The sequence below is a fragment of the Enterococcus sp. DIV2419 genome (genome assembly GCF_051711865.1).
GTDB lineage: Bacteria > Bacillota > Bacilli > Lactobacillales > Enterococcaceae > Enterococcus > Enterococcus faecalis.
The window spans coordinates 893,844-909,552 of record NZ_JBIONS010000001.1; the positions used below are offsets into that span (position 1 = coordinate 893,844).

The 15,709-nt window shown below is 39.9% G+C and carries 14 protein-coding genes; all 14 read left to right on the forward strand.

Going from position 1 to position 15,709, the window contains the following annotated elements; translation table 11 throughout:
* Positions 1-9 precede the first annotated feature (9 nt).
* The 14 genes from hydA (at position 10) to yedF (ending at position 15,691) form a co-directional block, all read left to right on the forward strand.
* Complete coding sequence (hydA, locus tag IGI97_RS04240) at positions 10-1,383, forward strand: dihydropyrimidinase (RefSeq protein WP_438738044.1); 1,374 nt, start codon at positions 10-12, stop codon at positions 1,381-1,383.
* Between the two features lie 23 nt (positions 1,384-1,406).
* A complete protein-coding gene (dpaL, locus tag IGI97_RS04245; protein ID WP_002356589.1) occupies positions 1,407-2,600 on the forward strand; it encodes a diaminopropionate ammonia-lyase in 1,194 nt (397 codons plus the stop codon).
* Positions 2,591-3,916, forward strand: a complete 1,326-nt coding sequence (locus IGI97_RS04250; protein WP_002362247.1) for a YgeY family selenium metabolism-linked hydrolase — start codon at positions 2,591-2,593, stop codon at positions 3,914-3,916. The genes dpaL and IGI97_RS04250 overlap by 10 nt, the downstream gene beginning before the upstream one ends.
* Positions 3,917-3,954: 38 nt before the next feature.
* A complete protein-coding gene (gene ygeW / locus IGI97_RS04255; protein WP_002379712.1) occupies positions 3,955-5,148 on the forward strand; it encodes a knotted carbamoyltransferase YgeW in 1,194 nt (397 codons plus the stop codon).
* Positions 5,149-5,388: 240 nt separating this feature from the next.
* A complete protein-coding gene (gene arcC / locus IGI97_RS04260) occupies positions 5,389-6,333 on the forward strand; it encodes a carbamate kinase (protein WP_002362589.1) in 945 nt (314 codons plus the stop codon).
* Positions 6,334-6,347: 14 nt separating this feature from the next.
* On the forward strand, positions 6,348-6,728 hold the full coding sequence (locus IGI97_RS04265; protein ID WP_002362244.1) for a RidA family protein: 381 nt from the start codon (positions 6,348-6,350) through the stop codon (positions 6,726-6,728).
* Positions 6,729-6,821: 93 nt separating this feature from the next.
* Positions 6,822-8,141 carry a nucleobase:cation symporter-2 family protein gene (locus tag IGI97_RS04270; RefSeq protein WP_002356594.1) on the forward strand — a complete coding sequence of 440 codons (1,320 nt, stop codon included), beginning with the start codon at positions 6,822-6,824 and terminating at the stop codon, positions 8,139-8,141.
* A 93-nt stretch (positions 8,142-8,234) separates the two neighbouring features.
* Positions 8,235-8,594 (forward strand): winged helix-turn-helix domain-containing protein, encoded by a 360-nt coding sequence (locus IGI97_RS04275; RefSeq protein ID WP_002356595.1) that lies wholly within the window; start codon positions 8,235-8,237, stop codon positions 8,592-8,594.
* The gene (locus IGI97_RS04280; protein ID WP_438738046.1) at positions 8,591-9,598 is read left to right on the forward strand and encodes an XdhC family protein; all 1,008 of its coding nucleotides are present in this window, start codon (positions 8,591-8,593) and stop codon (positions 9,596-9,598) included. The genes IGI97_RS04275 and IGI97_RS04280 overlap by 4 nt, the downstream gene beginning before the upstream one ends.
* A gap of 121 nt (positions 9,599-9,719) precedes the next feature.
* Positions 9,720-12,293 (forward strand): selenium-dependent xanthine dehydrogenase, encoded by a 2,574-nt coding sequence (xdh, locus tag IGI97_RS04285; RefSeq protein WP_438738048.1) that lies wholly within the window; start codon positions 9,720-9,722, stop codon positions 12,291-12,293.
* 13 nt (positions 12,294-12,306) lie between these two features.
* Complete coding sequence (mocA, locus tag IGI97_RS04290; RefSeq protein ID WP_002356598.1) at positions 12,307-12,888, forward strand: molybdenum cofactor cytidylyltransferase; 582 nt, start codon at positions 12,307-12,309, stop codon at positions 12,886-12,888.
* 13 nt (positions 12,889-12,901) lie between these two features.
* Positions 12,902-14,050 (forward strand): selenocysteine lyase SclA, encoded by a 1,149-nt coding sequence (gene sclA, locus IGI97_RS04295; protein WP_438738050.1) that lies wholly within the window; start codon positions 12,902-12,904, stop codon positions 14,048-14,050.
* A 15-nt stretch (positions 14,051-14,065) separates the two neighbouring features.
* On the forward strand, positions 14,066-15,088 hold the full coding sequence (gene selD, locus IGI97_RS04300; protein WP_002396232.1) for a selenide, water dikinase SelD: 1,023 nt from the start codon (positions 14,066-14,068) through the stop codon (positions 15,086-15,088).
* 15 nt (positions 15,089-15,103) lie between these two features.
* Positions 15,104-15,691 (forward strand): sulfurtransferase-like selenium metabolism protein YedF, encoded by a 588-nt coding sequence (yedF, locus tag IGI97_RS04305; protein WP_002382672.1) that lies wholly within the window; start codon positions 15,104-15,106, stop codon positions 15,689-15,691.
* The last annotated feature ends 18 nt before the right edge of the window (positions 15,692-15,709 follow it).

A 15,709-nucleotide genomic window follows, 5' to 3' on the forward strand; every position in this document is an offset into this window, starting at 1 on the left:
GATAAATAGATGTCTATTCTGCTCAAAGGTGGAACCGTCGTATCTGCATATAATCGTCGTCAATTGGATATTCGAATTGACGGCGAGCAAATTGTAGAGATGGGGGCAAATTTACCAGTAGAAAATTCTCAGATTGAGGATGTTACGGGGTGTTATGTATTACCAGGCTTTATTGATGCGCATACGCATCTGGAATTAAATAATGGCAAAGGTTCGTTAAGTACGGCGGATAACTTTACTACTGGCAGCCAAGCGGCGGTGGCCAAAGGTACGACTACGGTTATTGATATGGCTACACCTAATAAAGGCGGCTCATTGAAAGACTGTTTAGCTACTTGGAATCAATTGGCTGAAGGCAAGAGTTCATGTGATTATACTTACCATATGTCCATGATTGAATGGAAACCAACGATAGCTGCTGAAATTCAGGAAATGATTGCTGCAGGTATTACTTCCTTCAAAATGTATATGGCTTATGATAATTTGCGAACCACAGATGCGGAAATTTTTGAAGCGATGAAGGAAATAAAAAAAGTTAATGGAATGTTAGGCGTTCATTGTGAAAATGGTGATTTAGTAGATGAATTAATCCAATCATATGTTTCTCAAGGAAAGCTAACCCCGCACTATCATCCGTTATCAAGACCGGCGGCTGTTGAAGCAGAAGCGGTAGCAAGATATTTGATGATAGCGGAAATGGCTGATTTGCCGGTTAATATTGTGCATTTAAGCACAAAACGATCATTAGAAGCGGTGGAACGGGCTCGTCAAAGAGGACAATCAGTCTATGTAGAAACTTGCCCTCAATATCTTTTACTAGATGATCACTTGTATGATGCGCCTAATTTTGAAGCAGCAAAATATGTCTGCTCACCGCCACTACGCAAACGAGAGGATCAACGGGCTTTGTGGCAAGGGATTAAAGAGGGGGCAATCAATACAATATCGACAGATCACTGCAGTTTTAATTTTCACGGACAAAAAACAGTTGGCGAAGATGATTTTAGTAAAATTCCAAATGGGATGCCAGGTGTTGAAACGAGACCAGAATTAATTTACACGGAAGGTGTGGCGAAGGGCCGAATCACCTTGGAAAAAATGGTTGCTCTGCTTTCTGAAAATATTGCTAAACAATTCTCGATGTATCCACAAAAAGGTGTGGTGCAAGAAGGCAGTGATGCCGATTTAGTTGTTTGGGATCCCAGAACAACCGGCGTGATTGCTGCGAGAACGCAGTTACAAAATGTCGATTATACGCCATATGAAGGATTTGAAACACAAGGACAGGCTCGAATGGTTTATTTAAGAGGTCAAAAAGTTGCTGAAGCTGGGCAAGTCATCTTGGCAAATCAAGGAAAATTTGTTTTTCGTAAAGCAACTTAAAAATAGAAGGAGGAGAAGTATTTTTGGAAAAAATTAAATGGACAGCAAATGAAATGCCGAAGACGGAGGATAAGTACTTACCTCTGATGTCTAAAGAAAAAATTGAGAAAGCTTTGGCTTTTCACAAAAGTTTTCCACAGTATTCAGAAACACCATTAGCAGAATTGAATCATATGGCCGCGTATCTGGGGTTAAATGATTTCTTTGTTAAAGATGAATCTTATCGCTTTGGTTTAAATGCTTTTAAAGTATTAGGTGGTTCATTTGCCATGGCTAACTATATTGCCGAAAAATTAAAGAAAGATGTTTCGGAACTAACATATGATGAATTAACTTCTGATCAATTACGATCAGCTTTTGGACAAGCTACGTTTTTTACAGCAACTGATGGTAACCATGGACGAGGAGTCGCTTGGGCTGCGAATAAATTAGGCCAAAAATCAGTTGTACTCATGCCGAAGGGTTCAACACAGACGAGAAAAGAAAATATTGAAAAAGAAGGCGCAACCGTCACAATCGAAGAAGTTAATTACGATGAATGTGTGCGAATGGCTAATAAAATGGCCGAAGAAACTGAAAACGGTGTCATGGTTCAAGACACCGCTTGGGACGGATATGAAAAAATTCCGACTTGGATTATGCAAGGATACGGAACGATGGCGTTAGAAGCCTCTCAACAATTAAGAAAATTTGGCTCTGAACGACCTAGTCATGTTTTTGTTCAAGCTGGTGTCGGCAGTTTAGCTGGGGCGGTTATTGGTTATTTTGCTAATGCTTTTCCAGAAAACCCACCGATTATGGTCGTAGTTGAGGCACAGGCGGCTGACTGTTTATATCAATCAGCAATTAAAAAAGACGGAGAAATTCGCTTTGTCGATGGTGATTTACAGACAATTATGGCTGGCTTAGCATGTGGAGAACCTAATACGATTTCTTTTGATATTCTAAAAAATCATACATCCTTCTTTGTTTCAGCACCGGATTGGGTTTCTGAAAAAGGAATGCGTATGTTGGGCGCACCATTAAAAGGGGATCCGCAAGTTGTATCAGGCGAATCTGGGGCAGTAGCAATGGGCTTAGTAGCTACAGTGATGCAAGATCCCGACTATCAAGAATTACGTGAGGCATTGCAACTGGATGAGACGTCAAACGTTTTAATGTTTTCTACCGAAGGGGACACTGATCCAGACAATTATAAAAAAATTTTATGGAGGTAAAAGGAATGGATTTTAATGCAGTAAATGCAGCAGCAGAAGGTTACAGAGAAGATATGGTCAAATTTTTAAGAGACCTTGTCAAAATTCCAGGAGAAAGTGCAGAAGAAGGCAACAAAATTGCGCGAGCAAAAGCCGAAATGGAAAAATTAGGTTTCGATAAAATTGACATTGATCCTCAAGGGAATTTACTTGGTTATATGGGGTCTGGTGAAAAATTAATTGCTTTTGATGGGCACATGGATACTGTCGGAATTGGTGAAATGAGTAACTGGAAATTTGATCCTTACGATGGCTATGAAACAGAAACTGAGATCGGTGGTCGCGGTACGTCTGACCAAGAGGGCGGGATTGTTTCGGCTATTTATGGCGCTAAAATCATGAAAGATTTAGGTCTATTATCAGAAAAATATACTGCTTTAGTAACAGTTACTGTCCAAGAAGAAGACTGTGACGGTTTATGCTGGCAATACATTATCAAAGAAGACGGTATCCGTCCAGAATTTGTTGTTTCAACAGAGCCAACAGATGGTGGGATTTATCGTGGTCAACGAGGCCGAATGGAAATTAAAGTTGATGTCAAAGGCGTTTCGTGTCATGGCTCAGCTCCAGAACGTGGAGATAATGCCATTTACAAAATGGCGGATATCTTACAAGATGTTCGTGCCTTAAACAACAATGGAGATACAGAAAGCACAGCGATTCGTGGTTTAGTTCGTATGTTAGATCCTAAGTACAATCCAGAGTGGCAAGAAGCCCGTTTCTTAGGTCGTGGTACGGTGACTGTTTCGCAAATTTTCCATTCTTCACCAAGTCGGTGTGCTGTTGCGGATGGCTGTACCGTTTCACTAGACCGTCGAATGACTGCTGGAGAAACTTGGGAAAGTTGTTTGGAAGAAATTCGCAATTTACCAGCTGTTAAAAAATATGGAGATGATGTGACGGTTTCAATGTACAACTATGATCGTCCTTCTTATACGGATTTAACTTATGAAATTGAATGTTATTTCCCAACGTGGGTAATTCCAGAAAATCATGATGTAACAAAAGCCTTGATGGAAACGCATAAAAATCTCTATGGAGAAACACGGAAAGGCTCTGTAGAAACAGTGGAAATGCGTGAAGAACGCCCATTGTTAGATAAGTGGACCTTCTCAACAAATGGCGTTTCAATTATGGGACGTAATGGCATTCCTTGTATTGGTTTCGGGCCAGGGGCCGAAGCACAAGCACATGCACCAAATGAAAAAACTTGGAAAGATGATTTGGTTCGTTGTGCAGCCGTTTATGCGGCATTACCAACGGTCTATTGTGGTTAAGTAAAGGATTATTAGACAAGAAAAAAGGAGCAGATGGAATGGAAACGTTTAAAGAATATATTGAGAAATTAGATAAATTAGAATTTGAAAAAATGTACGAAAATGACTTTTTCCTAACTTGGGAAAAAACAAGAGATGAATTAGAAGCTGTTTTCACAGTTGCCGATACATTACGCTATTTAAGAGAAAATAATATTTCAACTAAAATCTTTGATAGTGGCTTGGGGATTTCTTTATTCCGCGACAACTCTACAAGAACACGTTTTAGTTTCGCTTCAGCGTGTAATCTTTTGGGCTTAGAAGTTCAAGATTTAGACGAAGGAAAAAGTCAAATTTCTCACGGAGAAACTGTTCGTGAGACAGCAAACATGATTTCTTTTATGGCTGATATCATTGGTATTCGTGATGACATGTACATTGGTAAAGGCAATGCTTACATGCACGAAGTATCAGAATCTGTCCAAGAAGGATATAAAGATGGGGTATTAGAACAACGTCCAACGTTAGTGAATTTACAATGCGATATTGACCATCCGACACAAGCAATGGCAGATGCGTTGCATTTAATTCATGAATTTGGTGGCATTGAAAACCTGAAAGGGAAAAAAGTTGCCATGACTTGGGCGTATTCACCATCTTATGGAAAACCATTATCTGTTCCTCAAGGAATTGTTGGTCTAATGACCCGTTTAGGAATGGATGTCGTCTTAGCACATCCAGAAGGTTATGAAATTATGCCAGAAGTAGAAGAAGTTGCGAAGAAAAATGCGGCAGAATTTGGAGGAAACTTTACTAAAACGAATAGTATGGCAGAAGCATTCAAAGATGCGGATGTTGTTTATCCGAAAAGCTGGGCACCTTTTGCGGCAATGGAAAAGCGAACTGAATTATATGGCAATGGTGACCAAGCAGGAATTGATCAATTAGAACAAGAATTACTTTCTCAAAATAAAAAGCACAAAGATTGGGAATGTACAGAAGAATTGATGAAAACAACGAAAGACGGCAAAGCTTTGTATATGCATTGTCTACCAGCTGATATTACTGGCGTTAGTTGTGAAGAAGGCGAAGTGGAAGCTTCTGTTTTCGATCGTTATCGGGTCGAACTTTACAAAGAAGCTAGCTACAAACCGTATGTTATTGCGGCTATGATTTTCTTAAGTAAAGTAAAAAATCCGCAAAAAACCTTAACAGAATTAGCGGATAAAGCGACACCAAGAGAAGTAAAATAATGAATTTGGCATGAAGACAGATGCTTTTTCTTTACACAATGAATCATTAGAAGTTGCCTCTTCAACATGAACAAATAAGACCTTCCCAAGTCTATTCATGAATGTGTGATTGTCTCGAGTCAAGAACGCTTAGTCATGTGCGTTGACTTCATGCAACGACAACAGACAGTTAATACGAAAACTCGTTGTGAAAAAGAAAAAGCATCGTCCTTTTTATAAAACAGAAAATGAGGTGAAGCAATGGGCAAACGCGTCGTAGTGGCTTTAGGTGGCAATGCTTTAGGAAATAATTTGACGGAGCAGATGACTGCCGTAAAACAGACCTCCAAAGCGATTGCAGATTTGATTGAAGCAGGATATGAAGTTATTTTATCTCATGGCAATGGTCCTCAAGTGGGGATGATTCAATTAGCTATGGAAGAATTTTCCTTTAATAATCCACAATATCCAGTTGTTCCGTTATCCATGTGCGTAGCCATGAGTCAAAGTTACATTGGCTATGATTTAGAGAATGCGCTACAAGAAGAGTTGCGTCAGCGAAATATAAGTAAAGCAGTCACCACCATAGTCACTCAAGTGGTCGTGGATGAAAATGATCCGGCGTTCAAAAAACCAACGAAACCAATTGGCCGCTTCATGACAAAAGAAGAAGCAGAACAATTAGTCAAAGAAAAAAATATACAAGTGATGGAAGATGCTGGCCGTGGTTATCGCCAAGTCGTCGCTTCTCCTAAACCAAAAAATATTGTCGAACTTCTCACGATTCAAACATTGGTTGATGCTGGCCAAACAGTCATTGCTGGCGGCGGTGGTGGCATCCCGGTCATTCAAGAAGGGAACCGACTGAAAGGTGTAAATGCAGTCATCGACAAAGATTTTTGTAGTGAACGACTGGCTGAACAAGTGGATGCTGATCTGCTCGTGATTTTAACAGCAGTTGAAAAAGTTTGTATTAATTTTGGTAAAGAAAATCAAGAAGCCTTAGGGAATGTTTCAACAGAAAAAATGAAACAATATGCGCAAGAAGGTCAGTTTGCTCCAGGTTCAATGTTACCAAAAGTTGAAGCAGCGATTAAATTTGCTGAATCTAAGCCAGGTCGAAAAACATTGATTACGTTATTAGAAAAAGCCAAAGAAGGATTATCTGGAAAAACAGGGACTTTAATTGAAAATAAAGAATCATAGAATGGAGGAAAACGATGACAAACAAAATGATTAATTCTGCACAGGCACCAGCTGCTGTAGGACCTTATTCACATTCTGTCTTAGCGGGAAATACGTTGTACATTTCTGGACAACTAGGATTAGATCCGCAATCGGGCGAAATGAAGACTACAGTGGAAGAACAAGCAAAACAAGCTTTTATCAATTTAGGTTCGATTTTAAAAGAGGTCGAGATGACCTATGATAATGTTGTGAAAACAACGGTGTTTTTACAACATATGTCTGATTTTAGCAAAATTAACGAAATCTATGGGAATTACTTTTCAGAAGTTTTGCCTGCACGTTCTTGTGTAGAAGTAGCCAAGTTGCCAAAAGATGGTTTATTTGAAATTGAAGCAGTTGCTGTCAAAGGATAATTTTTAAGATGTTTCTGAGGGAAAAAGGATTGCATTCTTTACTGATTAAGGGGAACAATCCTTTTAGAATAAAAAGAAGAAGGAAACGATCCTATGAATGAAAAAAAAGAGCAAGCATTATTTGAATATGATGCGAAACTATCAATTTCTGAAGCAATTCCGATGGGATTGCAACACGTTGTCGCAGCAGTAGTAGGGATTGTCACACCGGGAATCATGATTGCCAAAGTTTGCCAATTAAGTCCTAGTGATACGACTATTTTGATTCAAACATCATTGATTTTTTCAGCAGTTGCAACGTTAATTCAACTTTTCCCTATTTTTGGAAAAGTGGGTTCACGGTTACCAGTTATGATGGGGGCAAGTTTTGCGTATGTACCGATTTTGATGGCCATCGGAGCTGATTTTGGGATTGCAGCAATTTTTGGTTCCCAATTAGTTGGCAGTATTCTTGTTATTATTGTTGGTTTGTTCATTAAAAAAATCCGTGTGTTGTTTCCGCCTTTAGTAACAGGAACGGTTATTTTAAGCATTGGACTATCCTTGTTTCCAGTTGCGATTAAATATATGGCAGGAGGAGCTGGTAGTGCTGATTTTGGTTCAGCCCGGAATTGGTTAGTTGCATTATTAACCTTTGCGATTGTCTTTTACTTCAATTATTTTGCAAAAGGATTTTTGAAGTTATCCGCAATTTTAAACGGAATGGTTATTGGTTATTTGATTTCTTTAGCTTTAGGGATGGTTAGTTTTGAACCAGTTCAAAATGCTAAAATCGTTCAGGTAATTACCCCGTTTCATTTTGGACTGGATTTTCAACTGGTACCTATCTTTACGCTTGTAGTGATGTTTATTGTTGATGCTGTTCAAGCCATCGGTCAATTTACAGCAACAACGGTTGGGGCAATGGATCGGGATGCAACGGATGAAGAATTATCTGGCGGAATTATGGGGAGTGGTTTCACTAACTTTATTGGCAGTTTATTTGGATCAATCCCAGTGGCAACTTTTGGACAAAATGTTGGTCTGGTTACGGTAACAAAAGTGATTAATAAGTATGTTCTGGTTTTCGCTTCAGTTATATTATTAATTGCTGGTTTTGTTCCGAAAGTAGCTGCGTTATTAACTACGATTCCTTACGCGGTAATTGGTGGTGCAACGATTTCAGTTTTTGCTTCTATTTCTATGACAGGTATTCGGATGATTGCTTCGCAGGAAATGACTCCTCGAAATACTGGGGTTGTCGGAACAGCTCTAGCATTTGGAATTGGTGTCACATTGTCTACTGGAAGCTTAGCTGGTTTTCCAACTTGGGTAACAACGATTTTCGGTAATTCGGAAGTTATCTTAACCACTTTGGTAGCAGTCCTTTTAAATGTCATTTTAAAACCAAAAAAGCGCGTAGCACTTGAGTGAAGATTGCTTTTTTTGATACGAAAGTGAGTAAGCTTTCGTATCCTTTTTCCCTTACGTTATCTATAAAAAAATGAACGAATAAAGGAGGAGAAGATGTTTACGTATTCCTTAAACTTAAAATTAAAAACAGATCGGAACTTTTTTGGTCCTGGCGTTGTCGAAGTTTTACAAAAAATTCAGCAAACTGGGTCACTAAACTTAGCGGCAAAAGAGATGAAAATGTCTTATAATAAGGCATGGCGGATTGTGCGGGTAGCTGAAGAAGAGCTATCTTTTCCATTAATTATCAAAAGTGTTGGTGGTTGTAATGGTGGCGGGTCAATTGTTACGGACCAAGGAAAAGAATTGATTGATCAATATCTTTTATTTGAGAAAAAAGTGTATCAACAGGTAGAGGCATGCTTTGAAGAAATCTTTAAAGAACAGGATGTAGTATCGGAGGAACTGAAATGAGAGAAGTATTTCAGCATTTGAAACAGGCAATATTGGAAAAGCAAGACACGATGTTATTAACGATTGGTACAAGTTCAGGATCTACACCACGAAGCCAAGGGGCTAGAATGCTGGTTTCCGCCGAAGGTAGAATAGCCGGAACTGTTGGTGGTGGGGCGGTTGAATTTCAGGCTGAACAAGTGGCAAAAAAGCTACTTATTGAGAAAGAAAATGCACAACGTCAATTTATTTTAGCACCGAATAATATTGCTGATTTAGGCATGGTCTGTGGCGGGAATGTCACGATTTTTTTCCATTATCTTTCATGGGAAACGCCATTTTTAAAAGAGTTGTGTGAGTCCATAGAAACGCATTTTCAAAATAATCAACAAGGTTGGTTAATGACTGAACTAGATCAAAACAATTTAGGAAAAGTATCCTTTTATAGTGAAACAGGCGAATTGATTGGTTCCACTTCTTGGGAGGGGGAATTAAGTTTGCTACCTAAAGGTATCCATTGTGAGCAAAAAGAGGAAATCACTTTTTTAACAGAAGCGATCCTCCAAGTAGGGAAAGTATATATTTTTGGAAGTGGACATGTCGCACGCGCATTGGTACCTATTTTAAACTATTTATCGTTTTATTGCGTTGTAGTGGACGATCGTCCAGAATTTTTGACGGCACAAGCTTTTCCACAAGCTGAGGAACTACGGGTGATTCCTTTAGAAAATTTAGCTGCATTTATTGAAATAACGGCGGACGATTATGGTATAGTAATTACCAGAGGACACAATTTTGATTTCATCGTTGCCAAACAGTTATTGGAAACACCAGCCAAATATATTGGTGTGATGGGGAGCAAACACAAAATTGCTTCACAAGTTCGACGGTTAAAAGAGGTCGGTTATACAATGAATGAAATTGAAAGAATTTTCATGCCAATTGGCTTAGACATTGCAGCCGAAACACCAGAAGAGTTAGCGATTAGCATCGCGGGAGAATTAATTCAACAGCGCTATCAATAATGAGGACCTTTAAGTTAAATAAAAAACTTTTTTTTGCTAAAAAATAATTTTTAGAATGAAGATTTGTGGTATAATCTAGGTGATTGAACACTAAACTATATCAGAAATCGAGGTGCAAGAAATGTATTCAATTATTGTAAATGGTCAAAGTGAAACCTGTGAAACAAACAAAAAATTAATGGACTTTTTGCGGGAGGATCTGGGCCTAACTGGAACAAAAGATGGCTGTAACCAAGGTTCTTGTGGTGCATGTACGGTGTTAGTAAATGGAAAGGCTTCCAAAGCGTGTTTGTTTACTCTAGAAAAATTAGCTGGTAAAGAAGTCACGACAATCGAAGGTTTAAGCCAACGGCAAAAAGATGTCTACGCCTATGCGTTCGCAAAAACGGGTGCAGTTCAGTGCGGGTATTGCATCCCTGGGATGGTTATTTCGGCACAAGGATTATTGAACAAGAAACCCGAACCCACAAAAGAAGACATTCAGAAAGCTATACGAGGAAACATTTGTCGTTGTACAGGATATGTGAAAATAATAGAAGCCATTCAGTTAGCTGCTAAAATGTTTTGTGAAGAAGCGAGCATTCAAGAAGAACATTCAAATGGTAAATTAGGGGAAGACTTCCAACGGGTCGATGCAGTGGAGAAAACCTTAGGGACAGGGATTTATGTAGATGACATTGACATAGAAGGAATGCTTCATGCATCTGCTTTGCGGAGTGCCTATCCTCGCGCAAAAGTTCTATCAATCGATAGTACCCAAGCATTGGCGCATCCTGACTGTGTGGCTGTGTTCACAGCTAAAGACGTTCCAGGAAATAATAAAATTGGTCATTTAGAATTTATTTCCGATTGGGATGTAATGATTCCAGAAGGAGAAATAACACGGTATGTTGGGGATGCAGTGGCACTCGTTGTTTCAAAAAGAAAAGAAACCTTACCAGAGATAAAAAATTTAGTGGAAGTTGATTACGAAGAAATGATACCGCTTACTTCTTGTGAAGCTGCTTTAGCAGAAGGTGCACCAGCTATTCATGAAAAGGGCAATATCTTGTCTCATGAACACTTGGTACGTGGCAATGCAGAGGAAGTATTAGCAAATTCTGCGTTTGTAGTGACAGAACATTATTCCGTACCAATTAACGAACATGCCTTTATGGAACCCGAGTGTGCGATTGCACAGCCTGAAGGTGAGGGCATTTTACTCTTTAGTGCGGGTCAAAGTATCTATGATGAACAACGGGAAGTGGCTCGGATGTTAGGTCTGGACAAGGAAAAAATTCATGTTCAATCAAAACTTGTTGGTGGTGGTTTTGGTGGAAAAGAAGACATGAGTGTTCAGCATCATGCATCCTTAGTCGCTTGGTTATTGAAGAAACCAGTAAAAGTACTGCTAAGCCGTGAAGAAAGTTTGATGGTTCATCCCAAACGCCATGGCATGGAAATGGACTTTACGACCGGCTGTGATGAAGAAGGCAATTTAACTGCAATGAAAGCAGTGATTTATGCGGATACTGGGGCCTATGCTTCTTTAGGAGGACCGGTATTGCAACGGGCTTGTACACATGCGGCAGGTCCTTACAAGTATCAAACGATTGATGTGGAAGGGTTTGCTGTATATACTAATAATCCGCCAGCAGGTGCATTTCGTGGATTTGGTGTTTGCCAAACGGCTTTTGCAATTGAAAGTAATTTAAACTTGTTAGCAGAAAAAGTCGGACTATCACCATGGGAATTACGCTTTAAAAATGCCGTCGCCCCAGGAGATACTTTACCGAATGGACAATTGGTCTCGAAAAATGCGGCGTTAAAAGAAGCCTTGTTAGCGGTTAAAGACGTCTATGAACAAGCGGAAGTTGCTGGAATTTCTAGTTTCTTTAAAAATAGTGGTGTGGGTGTGGGGCTACCTGATACAGGGCGTTGTATTATTTCTGTTGAAGAAGGAAAAATACATGTCCGCACAAGTGCTGCTTGTATCGGTCAAGGGATGGCAACCGTTACGACGCAAATTGCCTGTGAAACATTAAATTTACCACCAGAAATGATTGTTGCGGAAGCACCTGATACGAGAAGAACGCCGAATTCAGGAACGACAACGGCTTCGAGGCAGTCACTCTTCACAGGAGAAGCAACTAGAAGAGCGGCAATGCAATTACGGTATGAGCTTGATATGGGACGTGCTTTAAGTGATTTGGAAGGCGAAGAATTTTATGGGGAATATTCAGCGAAAACGGATCCATTAATTAATGATAAAAAAAGTCCAGTTAGTCATGCTGGTTATGGTTATGCTGCTGAAGTAGCTATTCTAGATGACAAAGGAAAAGTAGCTAAATTTGTGGCTGCGTATGATATGGGGCAAGTGGTGAATCCACGAGCTGCTGAAGGTCAAATTGAAGGTGGGATTGCGATGGGCATGGGGTATGCTTTAACTGAAAAATTTGCCTTAGAAGAAGGCTATGTTAAAGCAAAATATGCAACGCTAGGATTAGTGAACGCCACTCAAGTACCACCAATCGAAACAATTTTGGTTCATGCTGACAATCTTCACGAAGGTTTAGCCTATGGAATTAAAGGCGTAGGTGAGTTAGCAACGATCCCTACCGCACCAGCTTTAGCAGGCGCATATTTTGCCTTGGATGGTCAGCTCCGACCAAGTCTGCCTTTAGAAAATACCCCTTATCAAAAGAAAAAAAGATAAAAGGAGACAACTCATGTCACTCGTTAGTGTCATTATTCTAGCATCGGGCAATTCACAACGGATGGGCCAAAATAAATTGTTCTTAAAATATCAAGGAAAAACATTTTTAGAGCACACGTTAACCTTAGTGAATCAATTAGACGTATTAGAACGGATTTTAGTTGTTTCGCCTGAGAATCAGCCAGCGTTTCCTTTACCTAAGAACATTCAGTTGATTCTCAATCATCAATGGCAAGAAGGGCAAAGTAGCAGTATTCGTTTAGGAACCGAACAAGCTCGGGGAGCTGGCTATTTATACTTACCTAGTGATCAACCATTGTTAACACCTAAAATGCTACAACCCGTGTTAGATAAATGTCAGAGAAATAAAATTGTAGTGCCATTACAAAAAGATGGCTGTCCTAGTAGTCCAGTGTTATTCGGTAATCAATTTCGACAAGAACTATTAACATTGACTGGTGAAAAAGGCGGACGCATGATTTATGAACGCTTTCCAGAAGCAGTTCAGATGCTGAGAATAGCGACTCCTGGCCGTTTAAAAGATATCGATACGCCAGAAGAGTACAGAAAATTAATTCAAGAAACCAATAGTTAGAGAGGAAAAACGTATGAAGGACTTGGTTTATTTAAATTATGCAGCGACTTCCTATAAAAAATTTCCAGCAACCATTGAGGCTTTGACTGCCTATTTAGCAGAAAATCAGTTCATGAATTACGGAAGAAATGCCCCTTTGCTTAGAGAGGGGCTTCCTCTTTTAGAGACACGTCAATTGTTAGCAGACTTTTTTCAGGCACCCAGTGCGGCTCAGATTACGTTTACGAATAACGCAACAACTTCCTTAAATCTTGCATTAGCAGGTCTTTTACAACCTGGCGATCATGTGATTACGACCATGTTAGAACATCATGCAGTAGCTAGACCGCTTCACTTACTTGAGAAAGAACGAGGCATTTCAGTGACGTATGTTGCTTGTCAAAAAACGGGCCTGTTAGATGTAGAAGATATTCAGCGAGCCTGGCGAACGAATACAAAAGCCTTGGTGATGACACACGCATCCAATGTCTTAGGCACCATTTTACCCATTGAAGAATGTTTTCAATGGGCTCAACAGAAAGGATTATTAACCGTTTTGGATGCGGCTCAAACGGCGGGCTTTCTACCAATAAAAATGACTCAGATGGCCATTGATGTGTTAGCCTTTACTGGACATAAAAGCTTATATGGATTAGCAGGTATTGGTGGGTTAGCTTTTAGTGAGCGAGGGGCTGAAGCGGTCAAACCACTGATAACGGGCGGCACTGGTAGCCATTCTAATTCCTTTGATCAACCCTCTTTTTTACCAGATAAATTTGAAGCTGGTACGTTAAACAGTTTAGGTATTCTAAGCTTAAATAGTTCTGTTAAAGAGTTGAATAAAATTGGTTTAGCAGCGATTCAAAAGCACGAACGAACCTTAATGCAGAATTTTTTAAATGGTTTATCAGGGTTACCTGTCACAATTTTAGGAACCAAGGACGTGGCACAAACTGTCCCTGTTGTTTCTATCACACTGTGGAATCAGGAAGAAACAGTGGTGGCACAGCAACTAGCAGAACAATATGGCATTATGACGCGCGCAGGTTTGCATTGTGCACCATTAGCCCATGAAACAGCTGGGACTTTAGCAACTGGCACCTTACGTTTTAGCTTTGGTTGGCAGACAACGCCTGAAGAAATTACTTGGACAATTCACGCTTTACAAGAACTACTAATTTGAGAAGGAGCGGACAGCATGGATTTTTTATCACAATGTACATCAGGTGGCTGCGGGGCAAAAATTGAATCCCGTGTACTGAACCAATTGTTGCAACACTTACCTGAAACACCGGCAAATGAGCGGCTACTCGTCGGATTTGAACATGCCGACGACGCCGCTGTTTACCAAATAACGTCTGAAAAAGCTTTGATTTCAACGGTAGATTTTTTTTCGCCAATGGTCAATGATCCGTTATCATTTGGAAAAATTGCGGTCGCTAATGCTTTAAGTGATGTCTATGCCATGGGCGGTACAGTCCTTTATGCGTTAAATCTTGTTTGTTTTCCACAAAAGATGTCAAAAGAATGGTTGGAACAAATGCTCTTGGGTGGCAGTTTAAAATTAAAGGAAGCGGGTGCTTTACTGGCGGGAGGCCATTCGATTTATGACCATGAACCCAAGTATGGCTTAGCGGTAACTGGAGAAGTTCATCCAGAAAATTTGTGGCATAATAATACGCCACAGGTGGGGGATGTCTTGATTTTAACTAAAGCATTAGGTGTAGGAATTATTCAAGCGGCTGTTCGGGGGCAATTGGCGAAGCAGACGGAACAAAAAATCGCACAAGATTCGATGGAACGTTTAAATAAATATGCCGCTGCGAATGCTCGATCCTACGCAGTACATGCTTGTACTGACGTGACTGGGTTTGGTCTATTAATTCATGCAAAAGAAATGGCTGATAATCAGGTAACATTACTGATTGATACAGAAACATTACCAACCATTACAGGAGCGTTGGCCTACGCCGCAGAATGTTTAGTTACTGCAGCTGGGCAAAGAAACCGCCAAACAATCGGAACGACAATCGATTATTCAAAAATTTCTATGGAAATGCAAGAACTTTTGTTTGATCCACAAACATCTGGCGGACTGTTAATTAGTGTCGCTGCTGATGAAGCGGTAGCCTGTTTAGCAGCTATTCAAAAAGAGGACCCTGTTGCCAAAATTATTGGCGAGGTTCTGCCAAAAGAACAACAAGCAGTAGTACTTTTATAGAGAGAAGGGCCAAATATGAAATTAGTAGATGCGTTGGGAAAACCTTGCCCAATACCTGTGATTGAAACAAAAAAAGCTTTGGCGGAGTTAGGTTTAGCTGGAGGCACTATCGAGGTTTTAGTCGATAACGAAGTAGCCATTGAAAATTTAAAAAAATTAGCTGCTAAAAAACAGGCCACTTTGACTGCGAAGCAGATAGAAGCCACGGTTTTCTCTGTCAAAATTACGGTACCTGAAGAAGCGACTCAACAAACAAGTCAGTCAGCAACAGATTTAGTAATTACGATTGGTTCCGATCAATTAGGTACTGGAGACGAGCAGCTAGGACGACTATTAATGAAAAGTTATCTTCAATCATTATCAGAAGCAGAAACTGTTCCTACACAGCTATTATTCTTTAATCGAGGGGCGTTTTTAACGAATCAAGCAGCGAATACCTTAGCTGATTTGCAACAATTAGCGGAGAAGGGAACCACGATTCAAACGTGTGGGGCCTGTTTAGATTTTTATCATTTAACAGACACCTTAGCTATCGGCTCTATTACTAATATGTACGAAATTGTTGAAACAATGAATCAAGCGGCTAAAGTAATTACGCTTTAACAAAAAAGAAGGTGAAAA

Excerpts from the sequence above, each read along its gene's own strand:
- sclA (WP_438738050.1), top strand. The coding sequence starts at position 12,902 with ATGAAGGACTTGGTTTATTTAAATTATGCAGCGACTTCCTATAAAAAA.
- arcC (WP_002362589.1), top strand. The coding sequence starts at position 5,389 with ATGGGCAAACGCGTCGTAGTGGCTTTAGGTGGCAATGCTTTAGGAAAT.
- IGI97_RS04275 (WP_002356595.1), top strand. The coding sequence starts at position 8,235 with ATGTTTACGTATTCCTTAAACTTAAAATTAAAAACAGATCGGAACTTT.
- mocA (WP_002356598.1), top strand. The coding sequence starts at position 12,307 with ATGTCACTCGTTAGTGTCATTATTCTAGCATCGGGCAATTCACAACGG.
- ygeW (WP_002379712.1), top strand. The coding sequence starts at position 3,955 with ATGGAAACGTTTAAAGAATATATTGAGAAATTAGATAAATTAGAATTT.
- yedF (WP_002382672.1), top strand. The coding sequence starts at position 15,104 with ATGAAATTAGTAGATGCGTTGGGAAAACCTTGCCCAATACCTGTGATT.
- selD (WP_002396232.1), top strand. The coding sequence starts at position 14,066 with ATGGATTTTTTATCACAATGTACATCAGGTGGCTGCGGGGCAAAAATT.
- IGI97_RS04250 (WP_002362247.1), top strand. The coding sequence starts at position 2,591 with ATGGAGGTAAAAGGAATGGATTTTAATGCAGTAAATGCAGCAGCAGAA.
- IGI97_RS04265 (WP_002362244.1), top strand. The coding sequence starts at position 6,348 with ATGACAAACAAAATGATTAATTCTGCACAGGCACCAGCTGCTGTAGGA.
- IGI97_RS04280 (WP_438738046.1), top strand. The coding sequence starts at position 8,591 with ATGAGAGAAGTATTTCAGCATTTGAAACAGGCAATATTGGAAAAGCAA.
- IGI97_RS04270 (WP_002356594.1), top strand. The coding sequence starts at position 6,822 with ATGAATGAAAAAAAAGAGCAAGCATTATTTGAATATGATGCGAAACTA.
- hydA (WP_438738044.1), top strand. The coding sequence starts at position 10 with ATGTCTATTCTGCTCAAAGGTGGAACCGTCGTATCTGCATATAATCGT.
- xdh (WP_438738048.1), top strand. The coding sequence starts at position 9,720 with ATGTATTCAATTATTGTAAATGGTCAAAGTGAAACCTGTGAAACAAAC.